Consider the following 19044-nt stretch of genomic DNA (forward strand, 5'->3'; position numbering starts at 1 on the left):
ATATTAATCACGCATTCGTTTAAATTTTTGTAAGAAGAGAATATTGTGGAAAAAAGCACATTCACCATTGAACAAATCGAATGGATCCGACGCTCACTTAAAATTGCCGTTGTGCATGGTGGCGAAAAAACACAGCCGGATAGCTTTATTTATAAGAACTTAAGTCCGCGTTCAACAAAAACATATCAGCCCGTTGCTTATGATATTGCAGATGCTTTACGTGAGTCTGGATTTCAACATATTGATGTATTACCTGAAAACATGGACTTACCACAACGCTTGAAAGCGCTAAATATTGATCTGGTGATCACCAATAGTGGTGGCCTTCAAGGCTTTGATTCGATGTGCCATTTACCGTCAATGTTGGAAATGTTGGGTGTGCCTTATGTTGGTCATGCGCCAATGACGGCTGGCTTACTTGATAACAAACATTTGTTCAAACATGAAATAAAAGCAGCTGGGATTCCAACTGCGCCCTTTATTACCGTTGGTTTGGGGGAGTGCATTACCGATGCGGTGAATAAGGAGGCGTTAGATCAAATGGACGCTGATTTCGGTGGTCGATTTATTGTAAAACCTGTTTCTGGCCGTGCCTCGGTACATGTTTATCCGGTGTTTGATCGTGCAGACCTCGCTGGTAAAGTAAAAATAGTGCAGGCCGCGACGAATAACATCGTCATGATTGAACCTTATCTGTCTGGCCGTGAATTTGTGGTCGCGGTTGCAGGCTCTGTGATATTTAAAAACGACAAGTTGAATCAGTTAGCTTCACCTTTTGCCTTTTCGGTAACGGAGCGTGTACTTGCAGGCGATGAACCCATTTTTACGTCGATGGATGTAAAACCGATTACCAGTGATCGTTTATTAAAAGTAGATGAGCCTGAATTACGCCAGTCATTAATTGATTTGGGTAATAAGATTTATCAGCAATTGGGACTCGGTACGCTTGTGCGTGTTGATTTACGCATGGACTGCAAGGGGAAATTATATGTCCTTGAAGCGAATCCAAAGCCAGATTTGAAACGTCCTGAAGGCGATAAACTCAGTATTGTTTGTCACGATATTCACAATGAAGGCATGAGCTATCAAGACTTGATCCAATCTTTGGTTTTCAATCGTTTGGTGTATTTACAAGCACAACGCCCTGAATCGTTAGCGCATTGTTTTAATGACGACTTCTTCAGCTTGAAAAGCGCTTAGGAGCGACAGTGAGAACCGTTAACGATAATCTTCGGCTTACGTTTGGTGTAGCAGTAGTGACAATGTCATTATTGCTTATACTGGTTGTAGGTTATGCACAAGCGCTAAAAAGTCATCGCGAATTATCAACTGACACCATTTTAGCGCAAACTCAAGCGGCTAAATTAGGTATCGAACAGATACTCAACTCGGGTGTGCCGTTACCTGAAATCGCAGGGCTAAATCTGGTATTACAGCCGATTGTAAACTCGAATTCATCGGTTACTGGGTTAGCGTTATTCGCTGGTCACGATGAACTGTATAATGCGGGAGAAACCATCCTCGATGATAACTACATTACGATCCCACTCAACAATAAATTCACGCAGGTGGGCAATTTAAAAATTGCATTTAGTCCTGAAAAAGTAGAAGAAGTCGTGACCAATGTTTTTCAACCTATGGTGTGGTTGATTGCATTTTTACTGGTGTTATTTATTGTTTCAGTGCTTCGAAGCCAGCGTCGGAAAGTGTATTTAACGAGTTTTATCGTGGTGTTTTTTAGTATGGCAATCAGTGTCGTGCTACTTGTTGGCAGCTTATATCATGATGGTTTACGCAATAAGGCCGTATCGTTAGCCGATATTGTGAGTCACCGTTTAGCCCCTGTGTTGGAATATAATATTGACCAGAGCATGGTGACGGGGATTGATAGGATGTTGGATAACTTCCGCAAAGCTAATCCTGAAGTGGCTACTATTGCAGTGTATAAAAATACCGAGTTAGTTGCGGATTCTCAATACAACCAAAGCATTATGCTACCGATGCTGGGGCGTACAGGGTGGTTAGATTATAGTTTAGCGACCTCTAAATTTGCAGAGGTGCACCTTACTTATCAATCAAGCGTGGTACTGGGGCAGTTAACCAAAATATTAAAAAATTTCGCAATCTTATTTTTTGCTTGTGGCTTGGTCTGTTTTGCCTTTATCCGTTTGCTTGGTGGCGACGCAAATCAATCTTCATCAGAACAAGTGCTTGAACGTTTAAAGCCGTTGTTTTTAGGTGCTGTGCTGATGGAGTCTTTAATGGCACCAATCATGCCGCAGTTCTTAACCTCATTGGCAGAATCGTCAGGGCTTGATGCAAGCACTTCTGCTATTTTCTTCACACTCTACTTTTTAGGTTTTGCCTTAACCTTACTACCTGCCGCACGTTTAATTGAAACTTATGATATTCGCACTGTGCTTATATGTGGCGTGCTTTTGTCGACGTTAGGCGGTGGCATCCTTAGTGTCAGTGCTGAAGGTAGTATTGTGAGTGTATTGATTGCGCGTGTTGTGTCGGGTGTGGGCCAAGCCTTCGTATTCATTTCGGTACAAGGTTATATTTTACGCTTCAGTGATAAGAAAAATAAAACCCAAGCCGCAGGTATTATCGTATTTTGTTTTAATGCTGGATTTATTGCCGGCGCTGCGATTGGCGCACTCTTAGCTAACTACTTTGGCGACCGTGCTATCTTTATGATCGCGACCGCCATTGGCTGTGTGATGACGTTATTTAGCCTTGTATTACCGAGCATGAAAGCGTCTACGAAAGCCTCGGGATCGTTGTTAAATAATATCTCGATGATGATGCGAGATTCTTGGCGATTAATGAAAATCCCCGCGTTTATTCGAACCATGTTATTGGTGGGCATTCCGACTAAAGCGGCGTTAACTGGTATCGTTTCTTTTGCGGTGCCGTTAATGCTTGCTGAGCGTGGTATCAGTAAGGAAAGCATCGGCCAAGTGTTGATGACTTATGCTGCTATGGTGTTGTTGGTGAGCCATAAAGCTGGGCCTTGGGTCGATAAGTTAGGCAGTAGTAAGCTTGCATTGAGTGTTGGTAACCTGATTGCCGGAGTCGCGCTTATTATTCTAGGTGCGGCATTTGAAATGGAAGACAGTTTGATGATTGTTGTTTTTACCACTATTTCAATGATGTGCATGGGGTTATCACACGGTCTTATTAATGCGCCTGTGGTGACGCATGTTGTAGACGCCATGGCTGATAGGCAAGAGGTGGACTCTGTCATTGCTGCGACGTATCGTTTCCTTGAACGACTAGGTCATGTGTCTGGGCCGCTTATTGTCGGGCCATTATTATACCGGTTCGGCGTGGATTATACCCTGATAATACTGGCAATTTTCTTTGTTGTTATAGCTGTGCTGTTTTCTCTATTCGATAGACAAACACCTAAGGTGGTAAACATATGATCCGAGTTTTATTCATCTGGGTAGCATGCTGTTTACCAACATATGCTGCAACGGAATGGCCGACATGGTTAGGCGAAGAACTACAACCTAAAACAGCTAGTCATTGGCGTGCGGAGTCTGCCGCTGAAGGGGTGTCGTTTGTGCCTGCGCGTTCATTGTCTAAAATATTGGTGATCGTGTCACGCAAGGCATCGTCTTATGATGTGGCATTAAAAACGCTGTTAAATGTATACAGTACCCAATTACCTCAAGTGCAGTGGGTCGTTAAACGCTTACCTGTAGATAATGCCATGTTAGTGAATTTGCTTCATCGTGCAGAGAATGAGGTTGACTTGGTGTATACCTTAGGCTCTAAAGCGACCATGTCTGTGCACAAGGTATATCAAGGTGGTTTATTGCCGGTTGTTTCTGTTAATTCAAAAGATCCGGTGTTATTAGGTCTCACAGATAACTATGCTGGTACGGGGAACAATTTTGCATTCACGTCATTGAACCTACTAACAGATGTAACTCTTCGCATTATGCAACGCTTTAATCCACAGCTAAAGCAAATCGGTATTTTGTATTCACGTACCAATCAGAGTGCATATCTCACGCAATTTTTACCAATGAAAAAATTTGCTGAAAAAGTGGGATTAACTGTTGTGCCAATTGTGGTTGATGAATCGAAATCGGCTATGAGTTTGAAGTTAGTGATGGACACTGCGATGACGAGGCTTAAACAAACGGATCCAGAACTGAATAATACCTTGCTTTGGTTAACGGGTAGCTCGTCGTTACTCGCGCGTGTGGATGAAATTAATCAATTTTCACAGCAGCTTGCGTTGATTTCTGCGGTTCCTGATGTGGTGAATGGGACGAAAGCCAGTGCATTAATGTCGTTTGGCGTTAGCTTTGTGAATAATGCGACGCAAGCGGCGTTGTATGGCATCCAAATTTTAAAAAAAGAGGCCGTTGTGGGAGACCTTCCTGTCGGTGTTATCTCGCCACCTGACATTTCAATTAGCTTTAGGCAAGCGGCCCGTATTAACCAAGCAATCCCATTTGAATTAATGGAAATGGCCAGCGATGTGTATGGCATCGAAGGCAGAATGATCCGCTCTAACGGAATGTCTGTGGAGGACGGTCAATGAACGTAATACATAACGTAAACAGAATAATGCCTTTAACACTGGTGTTAAGTTTGTTTCTCGGAGGGGCATTTATGGCAAAAAGTGAAATCCGTCCGGAACGATTACTGTTAGCGACACAAGTGTGGAGTCCTTATCAATACCAAGAAAACGGTGAAATGAAAGGGCTTGGGATAGTGAAGTTGAAATGTATTTTAAAGGTAATGAAACAGCCTTATCAAATAACGATGACAGACTGGGACCGTTCTCAGATTCTAACGGAAGTAGGGGAACTACATGGCCTTTTCCTCGCGTCTAAGAATGATACCCGCGATAAATATGCAGAGTATTCCGCGCCTTTAATGAACCAAACATGGAGTTGGTTTAGTTTGTCTGACGCGATTGATACCAAGAGTCCCCAGTTTAAAAAAGAAGTACCAGTGACCGCATTATTTGGTTCGAACAAGTGGTTATGGTTACAAAAACAAGGTTACCGAGTCGAGAAAAAACCGCGTAGTGCAACCGTGCTTATTGAATTACTACTGTCAGGCGAAGTAGGTGCAGTATTGGCAAATGATGTGGTGATGGAAAATGCGATTAATCAATTGGGTATTAGCCATCGAGCAATAACCAAAACAATGGTAAATGAGAAACCACTAGGTGTGTACTTCTCGAAGAAGTTCACGGGGAAATATCCGTTATTTATCAATGAATTCAATCAAGCCATTGTGGCGTGCGAGGGTCAGTAATATGCCGTTATCATTACGAATTATCAGCTCTCCTGATGGAGAACCCATTCCAGAATGGACAATCAACTTTCCCGATGAAGGAGGAAGCATTGGTCGTGCTTATGGTATGACGATGCAATTATCGGATGCCTCTAGGGAAATTTCGGGTACGCATGCGTTAATTAACCGCGGAAGCCGTGGTTATCAAATTATGGACGTGAGCACGAATGGTGTGTTTTTAAATGGCGCGAGTAAACCGTTAGGTTCAAATAATCAATCGACGTTGAACGATGGCGATGTGGTTAATGTGGGTAAATATCGCCTAATGGTGTCTTGTTTCACTCCCGATAAAGCGGTTGTAAAGGCGGCGGAACAAACTGGAATGCAAGGTACTGATAAGTCGTCACTACTGAGTGCCTGGGATGACGATCCGTTTGGTGATGCTTTATCTACTGCCCGCGTTAACGCTCATTCAGTTAATGGTAAAGCAGATTCAGTATCAGAGTCGTCAGATGACCTTGAAGTACCAGAATGGGTGTTAACTGATCCAAAAGAAGAGTTGGACGGTATATTTGCAGACCCATTTATTGCTAATGAACCTGTAAAAAAACGGGGGCAAGGCATGCCTCAAAATACCTGGTCGGATGATGATAGTTTTTCTGATGACCCTTTTGGTGATGAGATGCTTAATACCGCGTCTGTAGTGATTGATGAAGGTCAACAGTTTGCTGATACGAGTTCACGATCTAATTATTCTGCGTTGGAGTCACAGCAACTGATGTTGTTACAACTTAAACAGCATGACCTGATGGTTCAATCAGCAGAAATGGCGTTAGAACGATTACTGTCAGATATTTCACCGACGGAGCTCGAAAGTTTCTTTGATGACTTTGCGCCGCGACGTTTTTGGCAAAAGAAAGTGGACTATTGGACAGTGTACAAACGCTACTTTACTCGTCAAAAAGAGAACAAAGAATGGCAGATGAAATTTAAAGCGTATTTTAGTGAAAGTTTACGCATTAAGCAGTCAATGGGAGACAAGTAATATGCAACGTGTGCTTGTCTTTTTGATGTGTACTTTATTTTTAAGTGGCTGTAGCAGCTGGATGTTTTGGCGAGACGCACAGGCATTACAAGTGGTCGTTAATATTGAGGCTGAAAACAACATCAACCCTAATATAAATGGCTTAGCGTCACCCCTTGAGATTCGAATCTATCAGCTGGCTGACAGTGAAGCATTTACGCAGGCGAACTTTATTGATTTGTATCGTGATGATCAAGGTGTGTTAAAGGCGGGATTATTATCTAAACGCCAGCTCGACAGTATCTTACCGAGCGAAACACACAAGGTCGCGCTGCCACAAAACAGCGAAATTAAATATGTCGGTGTGGTAGCGGCTTTTTCTAATTACAGAGAAGCCAAAAGTACCGCAATTTTGAGTGTGCAATCTGGATTTTCGATTGTTGTAAACATCAGTATTGACGGCGTAAACATTACCGTGACAGGTGAAGAGGATTAATAATGGATAAGAAAAAAGTAGTTTGGTCTGAGGGGATGTTTTTAAGCCCGCAACATTTTCAACAACAAGAACGTTATTTTGAAGAGTTTACCAAACAATATTGCAGCCTGATGAATCCAATGCGCCACGGTTTGGCTGAGTTAGAACTTGATTATTCATTAGTTAATATTGGCAAAGTTGGGATCAAGCGTGCAAAAGGTATTTTTCCTGATGGCACTCCTTTTGATATTCGTAATGGATTAGCGCTTGATATTCCTGCTGGTGCCATGGATAAGTTAGTGTATTTAGCGATGCCAATTTATCGATCTGGTGTGATGAATGTAGGTTGTAAAGATGACGTTCACCGCCGTTACCACCGCACTGATTACGACGTGTTTGATACGACCCGAGACAATACCGAAGCGTTGCAATTGGAGTTAGCGGAATTAAATATCGTACTCAAGCTTGAAGGCGAAGAGTTACAGGATTATACCCAGATCCCGATTGCGCATATCACTGAACATAAGTCAGATGGCGGGATTGAGCTAAACCGTGCGTTTATCCCAATGTCACTTTATTTCACGGTGTCTGAATACTTAAAAGATAACGTGAATGATCTATATGCACAGATGAAATACCGCGCGAGCACCATCTCACAACGCTTACAGGTAGATTCTGCTAACAAAAGCTATCAAGCGTTAATTCGTGATTATTTATGGCTACAGGCTTTAGGTCGTTGGTTACCAAATATTAAGTATTGGCTTGATAATGGGACCACATCACCGCAAGAAATTTACCAAGAATGTATGTCAATGGCAGGTGAAATGCAGGGCTTAGACACCAAGATGCCAAAAGAATATGACAGCTGGAACAATGGCCGTTTGTATAGCCTCTTCTCGATCTTGTTTTCTGATATTCGCGTGCTATTACGTGAAGTTCAACTCGATAGTGTGACTACGTTAGTTTGGGATAAGAGCTTGTTTGATAAGCGTCGTTTATTACGTACGTTAGTGCAGGACTCAAGCCTTTATAATGCGGGGCGATTTATTTTGGTAGTATCGTCACCGTTAGGTGCAGTGCAGTTAAGTAAACAATTCCCACTCGCGGTTAAGCTAGCAGGTAACAGCATGGTTGCTGATCTCGTGCGTAATGCGTTATCTGGTGTGCCAGTACGCGCGTTACCTATTGCGCCATCGGAATTAAAATCACGTACTGATGTGGCCTATTTCGAGCTAGATACGCAATCTGATTTGTGGCAGCAGCTCGTGAAGAAAGACGAACCGATAGCATTACATGTCGATAATCGCATTGGCGATGTTGATATTGAATTGTACGTAATTCGGTAGGGGGCGCTATGACATCATTATTTAATGAACAACCGACGATTTCAATTCGTCGCAGTAACAGCCCGCGTAAAGCAGTGAAAACCAGTAGTGAGGTACAGCTTGATTTAAGAGGCTCTGAAAAGTTAATCGCTCAATTAGCGAATTATAACAATCCAATCTTAAAAGAATGCAGTGAATTATTGGGTATTTTGGCAAGTGTCGAAAGGCAAACCTCACCTTTAGATATTAATGCCTTTCGTCAACAATTGCTGGATGGTATCGCAGACTTTAAACGCAAAGGGCTGTTTTTAGATTATCACCCTAGTGTGATTGAAAAGGTTTGCTTTATATTATGCGCGGCGTTTGATGAATTGATCTTGTATACCTCGTGGGGCGAAGTGGCTCGTTGGGAAAATCATTCATTACTCAGTAAGGTCTTTAGCCAGCGTAATGGTGGTGAGGTTTTCTTCCAACTGCTTGAACAAGCAAGCCGTCAACCTGCAAAGCTGGTGGACTTCTTAGAGCTTCAATATGTGTTGATCATGCTCGGTTTTTTAGGCAAGTATCGTCATGATAATCGCCAGAAAATGAATGAGTTACAGTCTGAACTTTACAGTATGATCCGACACTACCGTAGCGAATCTATACTGGAACCGCCAACGCCGATTTCGATGCCGGAAACAACCTCGCCTTGGCGATTTATCAGTGCGGTTAAATTATCTTGGATTGGCGTATTATTAATCATCAGTACGTATTGTTTTTCAGAATTTTGGTATGACCAGCGTAGTCAATCAACCTTAATCGCATTTAGCTCGTTGGATATGGCTGGTTTTACCAATAGCACGAATAACGATGATTTGATTTACATGAGTACGCCTGAAGACTTAGGCATTGAAGTGCAAGAAGCTGTGAGCGTGAAACCAGCTGCGCTTATTGATACGATCTCATGGAATATCGTCGTTGCGAATTTTGCGACGAAAGCCAGCGCTGTGCGGTTAGAAAAAGACATACAAGCTATTGGGTATAAAGTGGTATTAAACGAAGTGCCTACCGGTGTGGAATTATTTATTCCGAACAATCGCGATTTAGCAAAGGCGAAACTTTTAAAAAATGAAATTAATGCTCGCTTTGGATTAAATGCAGTTATACGCCGTAGTAATAAGGTAGATGATAAATAATGAAAAAAATAACATTAAAAATAGCGTGTTTACTCATTGCGCTAGCGTTATTGATTTGTACTGGACTTAGCTGGATATACCTCCCAACCTTAGATGAAGGGGATAAATTATTAAGGCTGGTGGTTACTATTTCTGGTGGGTCTTTGATTACGATAGCTCTCGTGATTGCGGTTTGGCAACACCTGCGTGAAGAAAAATCGGCTGTTCACGAGCAAGTTATTTTATTTAAACAAGATGTGAAAGTCATTAATTCACTGTTTAAGTCAGCAGTTATAAAGTTGAAAGGGCATAAGGGTAGTAAGCTTAGTAGTTTGTATGAATTGCCTTGGTATGTTTTGATTGGAGGTGAAGATGATGCTAAAAGTAGCTTACTACATCAAAATAACCTAGAACCGGTTAACTATCGTGATCGTGATAAAAGTGAAAAGTCACAATATATGCGGTTTTGGAGTAATGAAAACATGGTGGTTATTGAAGTCGACCACAGATTATTCGATCGAGACGGTATTGATGACGCGTTGTGGCGTGTGTTTGCTCAGCAATTAATGAAATACCGCCCTCGTCAAGCAGTCAATGGCGTGTTAGTCGCGATTAGCTGTGAGCGATTATTAACGGGGGATAAAAAAGAACGTTTATCCCTTAGCTCAAATTTACAAGATGCTATTTTAACACTCGGCGAACATTGTGGGTTAGCGCTGCCTGTTTATACATTATTCACGAAGTCAGATACGATTTCTGATTTTGTTGAGTTTTTCTCGAGTAACTCGGGATGCGATATCGATCGACCTTTGGGGATTACGTTTCCAAACACGGATGACCATCGATTTGAAGTCAGCATGTTTGAGCTGGAATGTCAGAAATTACTCGATGTGTTAGCTCAGCAGCAATTCCAATCATTACGAGAAACACGTCAAGAGGATGCGCATTCTGTAGTTGCACTCCCTTATCAGTTACGTCTTTTCTTTGAGCAAGTTACCGAGTTCTTAGAGGGAATAAGTCGGGAAAACCGGGTTCGAGATGTTGTGTGGTTAAGAGGCATGTATTTATGTTCGACACAGCAAGGTGGCAACTGTCACGATTTACTGACACAACTTGTTGCTAGCAGCAGTGCGTTTAATGCCAATACGACAAGAGAACAATTATCTGGTCGTAAGCAGTTGTTCTCAACGAATATATTACAGCAGACTGTATTACCTGAATCGAGTATTGTTGGTGTTAACCAGGTGCGTCATTATAGTTACCTTGCATCGCGAATATCGATGATGTTAGGTTTTATCGGGATGATTGTTGTACTTGGCTTACTGTTGCGCGATAACTGGAATAAAGATGAGGATTATCGAAACCATGCGGTTACTCAATTAGCATTGTACCAGCAAGACATGGAACGATTACGTAATACTAACGTTGGTTTTGAAGATATTATTCCAGTGTTAAATGAATTGCGCCTGGTGGTTGAAGAAGGGCGTAAACCTACGCCTTTGTATCAACGTATCAGTGTTAATCAGCCTAAAACGACGGAGCAAATCTACTTGAGCTATGAAGCACAATTACAGATGTTCTTGCTGCCTCAGTTGGTTGAAGTATTAAGCAGTGAACTGTATGTATATGTTAATTTAGGTAATTCTAGCAAGATATTTGAAGTGCTGCGTTATTATCAAATGTTGTTTGATAAGCAACGTTTAGACATGACTGAATTATTAGCTTATTTGGTTGAAACGCTAAATGAACAAGGTGATATTTCGCTGGATAATATAGAAACGTTGACCATGTTAATGGAAGATTTATTCAGTAGTGATTATGAGCAGGTACTTGTTCCAAGTGATGATTTGATTTCGGTGGCAACGCAAAATTTAGAAGGTTTATCACCAGAACGGCTGATTTACACCCGTATAAAATCACTTCCTGAATACCGTAATCGCGTTGATACGCGTCGTCAATTAGGGGATAAGTTTGATGTGCTATTTCAATTTAAAGCCGGATTTAATGGTTATTTATTGCCTGAGTTATTTACTCGTCAGGGACAAGCAAATATCGATCTGAGTGCGAAATCAAGGTTACTTAAAAAGCAGCTAAATGAATTTAAAAGTATTCAAGGTGATATGTCGGGTGCGTCTATTTCTGAGCTTGTAGATCTGAGTAAGAAGGTACAGCGTCTGTATTATGCGGATTACATATATCAGTGGAAAGAACTTATTAACCACATCGAAGTGAAACCATTTAATACGATCGATGATCTTGCTTATGCGGTTAAAACTGCGCGTTCACCCGCCAGTAGCCCGATTATTGATGTGCTTGATGCATTAATTGTTAATACTACCCTGGCTAAAAATGCTGAGGGTGCACCTAACGCAAAGGCTGTCGGTAAATTAGGCTTGAAAAAAACGGCATCGGTATTGAAAAAAGTTGAAAAAGTTAATCGCTTTGGGGGTGATAAGTTATTACGTTTACAGCCTTCGTATGTTGTTAATGAGGCGTTTAGCCCTTATTCAATATTCATGGCGAGCAAAGGTAAAACAACACCCGTAGATGAATTGATGGCTGAATTAGATCAATTGAATACGTATTTTGATACTGCGTTATCAAGTGGCGATCCAAGCCGTGCGTTATATCAGTATGCACAAGATCATGCGTCAGGCAGCCAAGATATATTGGTTAATTTCCGTCGCCAATCAAGTAGCTCGCCGAACCAGGTGGCAAGCTGGATTAAATCCTTGTACGCGCAGTCATGGAAGAGTGTGATCAACGGCAGTGCAGAACATGTTAATCAGCAATGGAAAGAGCAAGTACATGGGTTTTATCGTCAAGCGGTTGAAGGACGTTTCCCATTCTTGTTAACAGGGCGCGGCGAAGTTGCCATTGATGATTTTGCATTGATGTTCAAGCCTGAAGGACGTATAGATAAGTTCGTCAGTGAAGTGCTTCATCCCTTTACGTATTGGGATAATGGCACTTTAAAATTGGCTGAATTTGATGGTGAAAAGCTGCCAATTAATGCGAAAAGCTTACAGCAACTTAAACAGGCAAAAACGATTCGAGAGTTGTTCTTCGGTGCATCAGGGCAAGAGCTAGCGATGACGTTGAAATTAAAAGCGAGTTCGATGAGTACCTCTGTGACGCAATTTAATATCATGGAAACAGAAAACATATTCTCGTATCGCCATGGCCCTCGATTATGGCAAAGCATTGCATGGCCATCAATCGGTGAAGATGATTACATGTCGGTGAACTTCTTTAGTGGTGATAACCGTGTCGCGAGTAAGTCATATTCAGGGCAATGGGCACTGTTCAGAGCCTTGTTTGATGGGCGTACCAGTGCAACGGGTGATCGACGCATTAAGAAATTAACCTATAAGCTTAATAATGAGAATATCGTCTTACAATATAGTCTGAGAGGTAGTAACCAAATATTTGATAAGTCTTTGTTTACCCGCTTTGGTTTACCTGCGCGTTTATAAATGATGACGGACGCGATAAACGGTCGACTTGCTTCTCGTTTTACAGTGATCAAATTACTGTCATCGACGACATGGTTGGTTCGAGATCGCGAATCTGCTTCAGCATCAGAGTATATGGTGCTGAAGCGAGCAGATCCCATTGCAATGAAACGAGAGTTGCTCTGTTTAGCTGACTGCCATTCGTATTACATTCGTCCTGTAAGGGAGTATTTAAAGTCGGAAAATTTATTATTGATGCCATTCATTGAAGGGGAGTCATTACTCTCTTTTAGTGTGCATCAAACAAGTGAATTTCTGCTACTTGTACCACAGATAGTGCGTGCGATTATGGCGATGCATGCGCAAGGTTGGGTGCATGGCGATATTAAGCCATCAAATGTTATTTATAATGTGAATAAAGGTGAAATATCGTTAATTGATTGTGGCTCTGCATTACAGTCTGGTACGACATTATCGAACTTGTCATCATGGCAAGTGACCCCTGGTTTTTGTTCCGCAGATCGTTATGAACAGTCGCACATCGTGGTGCCTCAGGATGATTGGTATGCTTTTTATCAGTGGTTATTGCAGTTGTATAATTCGGATTTAACCTTGCCAGAACAGCTGTTATTAACACGCTGGCTTAATTGGCTTATCAAAATGAAAGATAAGCCGAATGCCGATTAGCAGTTAAGAGCAAGTAAAAAATTATTCTATTCTTCATTGCTATTTTAAAATTACCCACCAATTAACACTGTTGGCATCCCCATGATAATGGTCCCTCCATGGGCGGTGGTATCCCCCATTCTTGCCGCAGGTTTACTGTTGATTAAAACCGTTGCACTGCCTTTTACTACACTGTCTGGTGGGCCAACACACATACATATTTGTCCTACGGTCGCCGCGGGTAAATTACCGATTAATACGGTTGTAGGCAGAGGTAGCAGCGGCCCGCCAACATGTGGGATCGGGACTAATGCGGGAGTTTGCATAGGGCATACATGCATGTCGGTCGCGCGTGCTGCTGGTAACATATTATTCTCCTAATTGACCATTGCCACCCTGGGCAATATGCAATCCAAGTTTAAAATAGTGTTCATATCGTTCTGTGGCATGTTCGCCATCGGGCAGGGCTGCGATTAAGTTAACTGCGCCTGCTACAGCTTGTGAATATAAGTACTCAGGCGGCTGAACAATGGGCTCGCTCGGAGCTGTCATGCTACCACCACTCCAGAATGCAGCCTGAGCAACCCAACCAGCACCGGTTTGTAAGTCTGCCTTTTTTGCCATCTCTTCGGCAAATCGACGTGCTGTTTCATCGGGTTCATGAACCCATGCCTTGGCAGAACGAATTGCATTGGCTTCGTTTTCATTCCAGTCGCTACGTTGACTTGCGCAGCAACATGCCCACCAGATTGCTTCTCGGACGGGTAATGCATGCGCAAGGAATAAGGCGGTATCGGCAAAGAGTTCAGCTGCAATGGCCATATCTATGACTGCTGCGGGTGTGAGATGTTGCGCTGCGAGAGCGGTTATTTCATCACTTGCTTCATACAAAGATAAAATGTCTTGTGCATGCTGGTGTGGGATCTTTAAATAATGCATTAGTTTACCTTTGTGATCGCGCCCTGTATTTGAACCATGGCACCTGCTTTAACTTGTGTCATTGCACTGCCATTTATGCCGACAAGTGCACCTTTAATATCTGTTTTTGCTTTACTTTCGACGGTGACGATAGTGGCTTTGAGGGTCGCACTGCCTTGTCCTTCGATGGCGACCTGTGGGCCGGCTATTTTTATACCGCTTGGACTTATTTCGATACTGCTGCCCCCAACGGATAACTTTATTTTTGTTTTACCTTTTAATTCAATTGTCTGACCATCAATCTTGATCGCAGAAGTTGCACTCATGTTGGAATTTTTACCTGCATCTAAACTGATGTTCGCATCTGACGCTATATTAGTATCTTTTACAGATTTAGTTGATAAGGCATCTTTACTTTCCAGGTTTGTCGCTTCTTTACTACTGATATTTATTGTTTTTTCGACGGTTAATAACGACGTGCCAGTGACGGTCTTTTTGTTATTTTGCTTTACATTGATTGTCAGATCTTTTTCGGCTTGTAAAAAGATTTCTTCTTTGTCTTTTTTGTCTTCGAATCTGAGTTCATTCGCAGTACTGGCATTACCTTTCGGCGTGCTTCTGGTTTTGATCCCTGATTGTGTTGCTGTACTGTAGGGCGGTTTGTTCTTCCCTGTGTAGATAGAACCACAAACAACAGGGCGGTCAGGATCGCCATCAATAAAGTTAATTAATACTTCGTCACCAACACGAGGAATAAATTGCACGCCAAATCCGTTACTGGCTGTGGCTTGCGAAACGGGTACCCAGCACGAGCTTTTTTCGTCTTTTTTACCTTGTAGGTCCCAATGAAAGTGGATTTTAATTCGTCCTTGTTTGTCTTGATTGGTTTCTTCTCCACTTGGCCCGGTGACTTCTGCACTTTGTACACTGTGGATTTGTGGTTTTGGCAAGAAGGGTGGACGCCATAAAATGGATGCAGGCATACATTGAAATGTATTAGTGTATTCGGTTTTATGACCACTTTCTGTTGCTGAGAAGTGATGTTGTGCTTGTGTTACCACGTATTCTTGATTGTGCTCACTGTCACTGTGGTCAGTTAGTGTAAAACGCAATCCAGCCCCTAATGCCGGGATGGATGATTGTGCCGTAATATTTATTTTTTGTGTATCGATGCTTTCCATTTGGCGCTTAGCTGAATCTCTGATGGTATTTTTATCGCTATGTCCCTGACCAAAAAAGTATTGTGTTAAGGCATTATTTTTAACGCTATTGGTCGTTGTCCTATTACCACTCGACAGGCATTCGGCGAGTTCGGCATTGTGATCGCCAAGTGATAATTTGCTCACGCCAAGGATACTACGTACGTGCCAATGTATGATGGCGTGTGTTTTATCTTTCGCACCTGTAATAAACGGAATTTTGCTGTTATCTAGATTTGCAAAGTCTTGATTGTTATCTCCGATGATAATACACGGCTGATTCCCGTTATGATCACTGTGATAATGCCAGCCTTCACTTGCCATCATTCGTCTTAAGAAATCGTAATCGTTTTCGTTAAATTGGATACAATAGGTGTGCTTACTGCCTGCACTACGCATTGATAGTTTGAAATAGCTTTTTAAACCGGAGTCGGACAAGACTTTTTCAATGATTTGTTTACTGGTCATGTCTTGGAAAGTACGACTCGATACGCGATAGTTAAATACGGACAATGGATCTATCGCTTCGATACGGTAGGTGTAAAGTGCTTTTGCAGGATCAAAACTGAGACTTTCTATCGATGAGACTAATGCATGAAAACGGCGCGCTTCTTTTCTGTTTCCTTCGAGACCCGGTGAGTAGCTGAGATCAATCGCTTTGCCTAATAAGGATTCTGATATCTTGTCTTTGGATATTAATACTGCGGCATAATCGGAACGTGAAAATATCTGCTCTGTAACGGTTAAGTTGGTGACAATATAAGGGCCTTTACCGTCTAACTTAGCCAGTGTTGGCCTGTGTTTTTGAGTATATGCTGAAGCTGTCATAATAGACCTTCGTTACTATTTTTTACCATGCGATGCTTACTATTTGTTATATCAATTCGCACTAAATCCTAACATAAGAAAAAATAATGCAGGATTGCTTTTATGTAAGCGTTTGTGAGCGTTGTACCTTGTGGGTAAAGGGAGCAGTGCTGTATTTTTGATACGAAAAAAGGAAGCATTTCTGCTTCCTTTGATGACGAATCATTGCATGTGAGTATGGCTATTCGTTAGTGTCTTATCCGATAATATTAAATCGAATGATTAAGCGAAGTGCTTATCTAATTCTTCGCTACCACCGATATGTTTACCACCGATAAATATTTGTGGTACTGTGCTGCGACCTGTGACTGCTCGTAGACTGACTGTTGTTGCGTCTTTACCTAATACCACTTCTTCGTAGTTTAGACCTTGGTCAATTAACGTTTGTTTTGCTTTTGCACAGAACGGGCAACCTGGTTTAGTAAATACGGTGATTGACTCTTGTACTTTGTACTTAGGAGCCACATAACCTAGCATAGTATCTGCATCAGAAACCTTGAACGGGTCGCCTGGTTCGTCAGCTTCGATAAACATTTTTTCTACCACGCCGTTTTTAACCAGCATGCTGTAACGCCATGAACGTTTTCCAAAACCGATGTCAGATTTGTCGACCAACATGCCCATGCCTGCAGAGAACTCACCATTACCATCTGGAATGAAAGTGATGTTTTCTGCTTCTTGGTCATCTTTCCATGCGTTCATTACAAAGGTATCGTTTACTGATACACATAATATGTCATCAACGCCATGTGCTGAAAATACGTTAGCTAGTTCGTTGTAACGTGGTAAATGGCTTGAAGAACACGTTGGTGTGAATGCACCCGGTAAGCTAAATACGATTACTGTTTTGTTAGCAAAAAGTTCTTCTGTTGTGCGGTTAACCCATGCGTCACCTTGGCGAATAGGGAATGTAACTTGTGGAACCGCTTGGCCTTCTTTCGATATTAATGTCGTCATAATATATTCCTTAACGTAGCTATTAATTAAGCTAACTTATGTTTGTTATAAAGAGGTTTGATATAAATTGTTCTATAAAAATAAATAGGGTGAAGACGTTGTGTCTGTGTCGTCTTGATGTAGCTATTATGTCGAAATACTTACCATAGGTATAATCGATTAAATCTTTCGCTTTGATAGCTTTTTGGTATCGATTGTTTGTTGTTTGAGAAGTGTCGACATACATTAATGTCTGGAACTTCTCGGGCCTAAATAACTGCTCCCTGTGTTATAAGATAACTTCAACCAAACAATATAGTTCGAAACTTTTGTTAAATGTCACGGTTCGCATGACAGAAAGTTGAGATTAACGCCGCATTATATGCGCTCCACGTGCTGACCTGAGTCCACACTTTCTTCATTATTTCTTACAACAAACATAAATAAAACCACGCTAATAAAACAAAAAGCCGCAGAAACAGCAATGGGGGCAGCATGATTAAATGTTAATAGCAACGAACCACCAAGAGCCACGAATACTGACGCAATACTTGTCATAGATGACAAACTACCTAAAAGTAGACCTGAACGCTCACCGCCTAGCCTCTGCACAACATAAGCAGGAAAAACGCCACTAAGTATTGAAATTGGTATTCCTGTAACTAAAAAAGCAAGGAGTGAGTAACTAGGTGATAATGTAATCATTGCGAAATAAAGAACCGACAGTGACATACCAAAAACCACATATATCTGTTTCTTATTAAGCTTTTTTGAAATTGCTGGTACCGCAAAAAGACTACTCATGACCATTAAGGCGCTCATTACAGCAGCAGAAAATCCTATTTCTGTTGGCTCGAAACCTTGAATGCTTGTTAACCATACAGGTATAAAATGATAGGCTCCGCTAGTGCCAATCGCCATTAATAACTGAATTACAAGCAACTGAAAGTACAATTTATTTTTGAATAAGCCTAAATTTGGTAAAGCTGATTTCATTTTATGTTCAGTCTTACTTTCTTGCACTAGAACTAAAACAATTAACCAGCACAGCACATAGACCATTGCAGCTAACAAGAAAACAAACTCTATTGACTGAGAGCCAGCAAAACCGCCTATTATCGGCCCTGCCAGTAGACCACTGTACACCGCTGAATTTATTTTAGATAAAGCTATTGTCTTATCTTTTTCAAGGCTAAGATCAGTTGCAATAGCTCGTGCAACTGAAACATTGCCTTCGCAGAGACCGATTGCAAACCTAGCGATAAGAAATAATAAATACTCCTCAAGCACCACAGCATACGCACACAACAAATATCCAATTACGGTAAAGACCAAAGAAACACTGAGTATTTTTTTACGACCAATTTTGTCAGAAATCGAACCGAGTAATGTACTGCCAATGACCATCCCTAGCGGATATGCAGCAATAACGAAGCCCAGCAGCAACTCTGGAGAGAAACCTAGCCACTGAGTCATACCAGTTGGCTGATCACTTAAAAATAACGGTGCAATAACAGGATATGGGAACGAAACACCTGCACAACCAAGAAAGACAATGATCATGACAAAATGCATCTGTAACCTGTCGTTTTTACCTATCATAAATAGCTCATTCCTTGACTAAAATTTGATGAGAAGTCGGTATAGCATATAACGTCTTGTATGGTAGGAAGTCCGATTCGCCAAATTAATTAATCGCGACAAATGATAATTAATCAATTGAAAAATAAGACTATATTAAAAATTTTCTTATT

General features: G+C 41.6%; 15 protein-coding genes. 10 read left to right on the forward strand and 5 right to left on the reverse strand.

What is annotated here, in order from left to right:
• The first annotated feature begins 45 nt into the window (after window positions 1–45).
• The 10 genes from HWV01_RS05900 (at window position 46) to HWV01_RS05945 (ending at window position 13391) form a co-directional block, all read left to right on the forward strand.
• The gene (locus HWV01_RS05900) at window positions 46–1200 is read left to right on the forward strand and encodes a D-alanine--D-alanine ligase (protein ID WP_211674531.1); all 1155 of its coding nucleotides are present in this window, start codon (window positions 46–48) and stop codon (window positions 1198–1200) included.
• 8 nt (window positions 1201–1208) lie between these two features.
• Window positions 1209–3431 (forward strand): MFS transporter, encoded by a 2223-nt coding sequence (locus HWV01_RS05905; RefSeq protein WP_249185454.1) that lies wholly within the window; start codon window positions 1209–1211, stop codon window positions 3429–3431.
• Window positions 3428–4564: an ABC transporter substrate binding protein gene (locus tag HWV01_RS05910; RefSeq protein ID WP_211674532.1), complete on the forward strand. Its 1137-nt coding sequence runs from the start codon at window positions 3428–3430 to the stop codon at window positions 4562–4564. The genes HWV01_RS05905 and HWV01_RS05910 overlap by 4 nt, the downstream gene beginning before the upstream one ends.
• A gap of 71 nt (window positions 4565–4635) precedes the next feature.
• Window positions 4636–5289: an ABC transporter substrate-binding protein gene (locus HWV01_RS05915; RefSeq protein WP_249185455.1), complete on the forward strand. Its 654-nt coding sequence runs from the start codon at window positions 4636–4638 to the stop codon at window positions 5287–5289.
• A gap of 1 nt (window position 5290) precedes the next feature.
• A complete protein-coding gene (locus tag HWV01_RS05920; protein WP_211674533.1) occupies window positions 5291–6313 on the forward strand; it encodes a type VI secretion system-associated FHA domain protein in 1023 nt (340 codons plus the stop codon).
• Window position 6314: 1 nt separating this feature from the next.
• Window positions 6315–6788, forward strand: coding sequence for a type VI secretion system lipoprotein TssJ (tssJ, locus tag HWV01_RS05925; protein ID WP_211674534.1), 474 nt, complete (start codon window positions 6315–6317; stop codon window positions 6786–6788).
• Window positions 6789–6790: 2 nt separating this feature from the next.
• Window positions 6791–8113: a type VI secretion system baseplate subunit TssK gene (tssK, locus tag HWV01_RS05930; RefSeq protein WP_211674535.1), complete on the forward strand. Its 1323-nt coding sequence runs from the start codon at window positions 6791–6793 to the stop codon at window positions 8111–8113.
• Between the two features lie 8 nt (window positions 8114–8121).
• Window positions 8122–9270: a type IVB secretion system protein IcmH/DotU gene (gene icmH / locus HWV01_RS05935; protein ID WP_211674536.1), complete on the forward strand. Its 1149-nt coding sequence runs from the start codon at window positions 8122–8124 to the stop codon at window positions 9268–9270.
• Window positions 9270–12725 carry a type VI secretion system membrane subunit TssM gene (gene tssM, locus HWV01_RS05940; RefSeq protein ID WP_211674537.1) on the forward strand — a complete coding sequence of 1152 codons (3456 nt, stop codon included), beginning with the start codon at window positions 9270–9272 and terminating at the stop codon, window positions 12723–12725. Before icmH ends, tssM begins: the two co-directional genes overlap by 1 nt.
• A complete protein-coding gene (locus tag HWV01_RS05945) occupies window positions 12726–13391 on the forward strand; it encodes an AarF/UbiB family protein (RefSeq protein ID WP_211674538.1) in 666 nt (221 codons plus the stop codon).
• 50 nt (window positions 13392–13441) lie between these two features.
• Here HWV01_RS05945 and HWV01_RS05950 read toward each other — a convergent pair whose 3' ends face one another.
• From HWV01_RS05950 to HWV01_RS05970, 5 genes are all read right to left on the reverse strand, one after another.
• Complete coding sequence (locus HWV01_RS05950; protein ID WP_006030359.1) at window positions 13442–13738, reverse strand: PAAR domain-containing protein; 297 nt, start codon at window positions 13736–13738, stop codon at window positions 13442–13444.
• A 1-nt stretch (window position 13739) separates the two neighbouring features.
• Complete coding sequence (locus HWV01_RS05955) at window positions 13740–14309, reverse strand: Twin-arginine translocation pathway signal (RefSeq protein ID WP_211674539.1); 570 nt, start codon at window positions 14307–14309, stop codon at window positions 13740–13742.
• A complete protein-coding gene (locus HWV01_RS05960) occupies window positions 14309–16315 on the reverse strand; it encodes a type VI secretion system Vgr family protein (protein ID WP_211674540.1) in 2007 nt (668 codons plus the stop codon). The genes HWV01_RS05955 and HWV01_RS05960 overlap by 1 nt, the downstream gene beginning before the upstream one ends.
• 261 nt (window positions 16316–16576) lie before the next feature.
• A complete protein-coding gene (locus HWV01_RS05965) occupies window positions 16577–17311 on the reverse strand; it encodes a glutathione peroxidase (protein WP_211674541.1) in 735 nt (244 codons plus the stop codon).
• Window positions 17312–17668: 357 nt separating this feature from the next.
• Window positions 17669–18892 carry an MFS transporter gene (locus HWV01_RS05970; RefSeq protein ID WP_211674542.1) on the reverse strand — a complete coding sequence of 408 codons (1224 nt, stop codon included), beginning with the start codon at window positions 18890–18892 and terminating at the stop codon, window positions 17669–17671.
• Window positions 18893–19044 lie beyond the last annotated feature (152 nt).

It is taken from the genome of Moritella sp. 5 (assembly GCF_018219455.1).
In the GTDB taxonomy this organism is placed as follows: Bacteria; Pseudomonadota; Gammaproteobacteria; order Enterobacterales; family Moritellaceae; genus Moritella.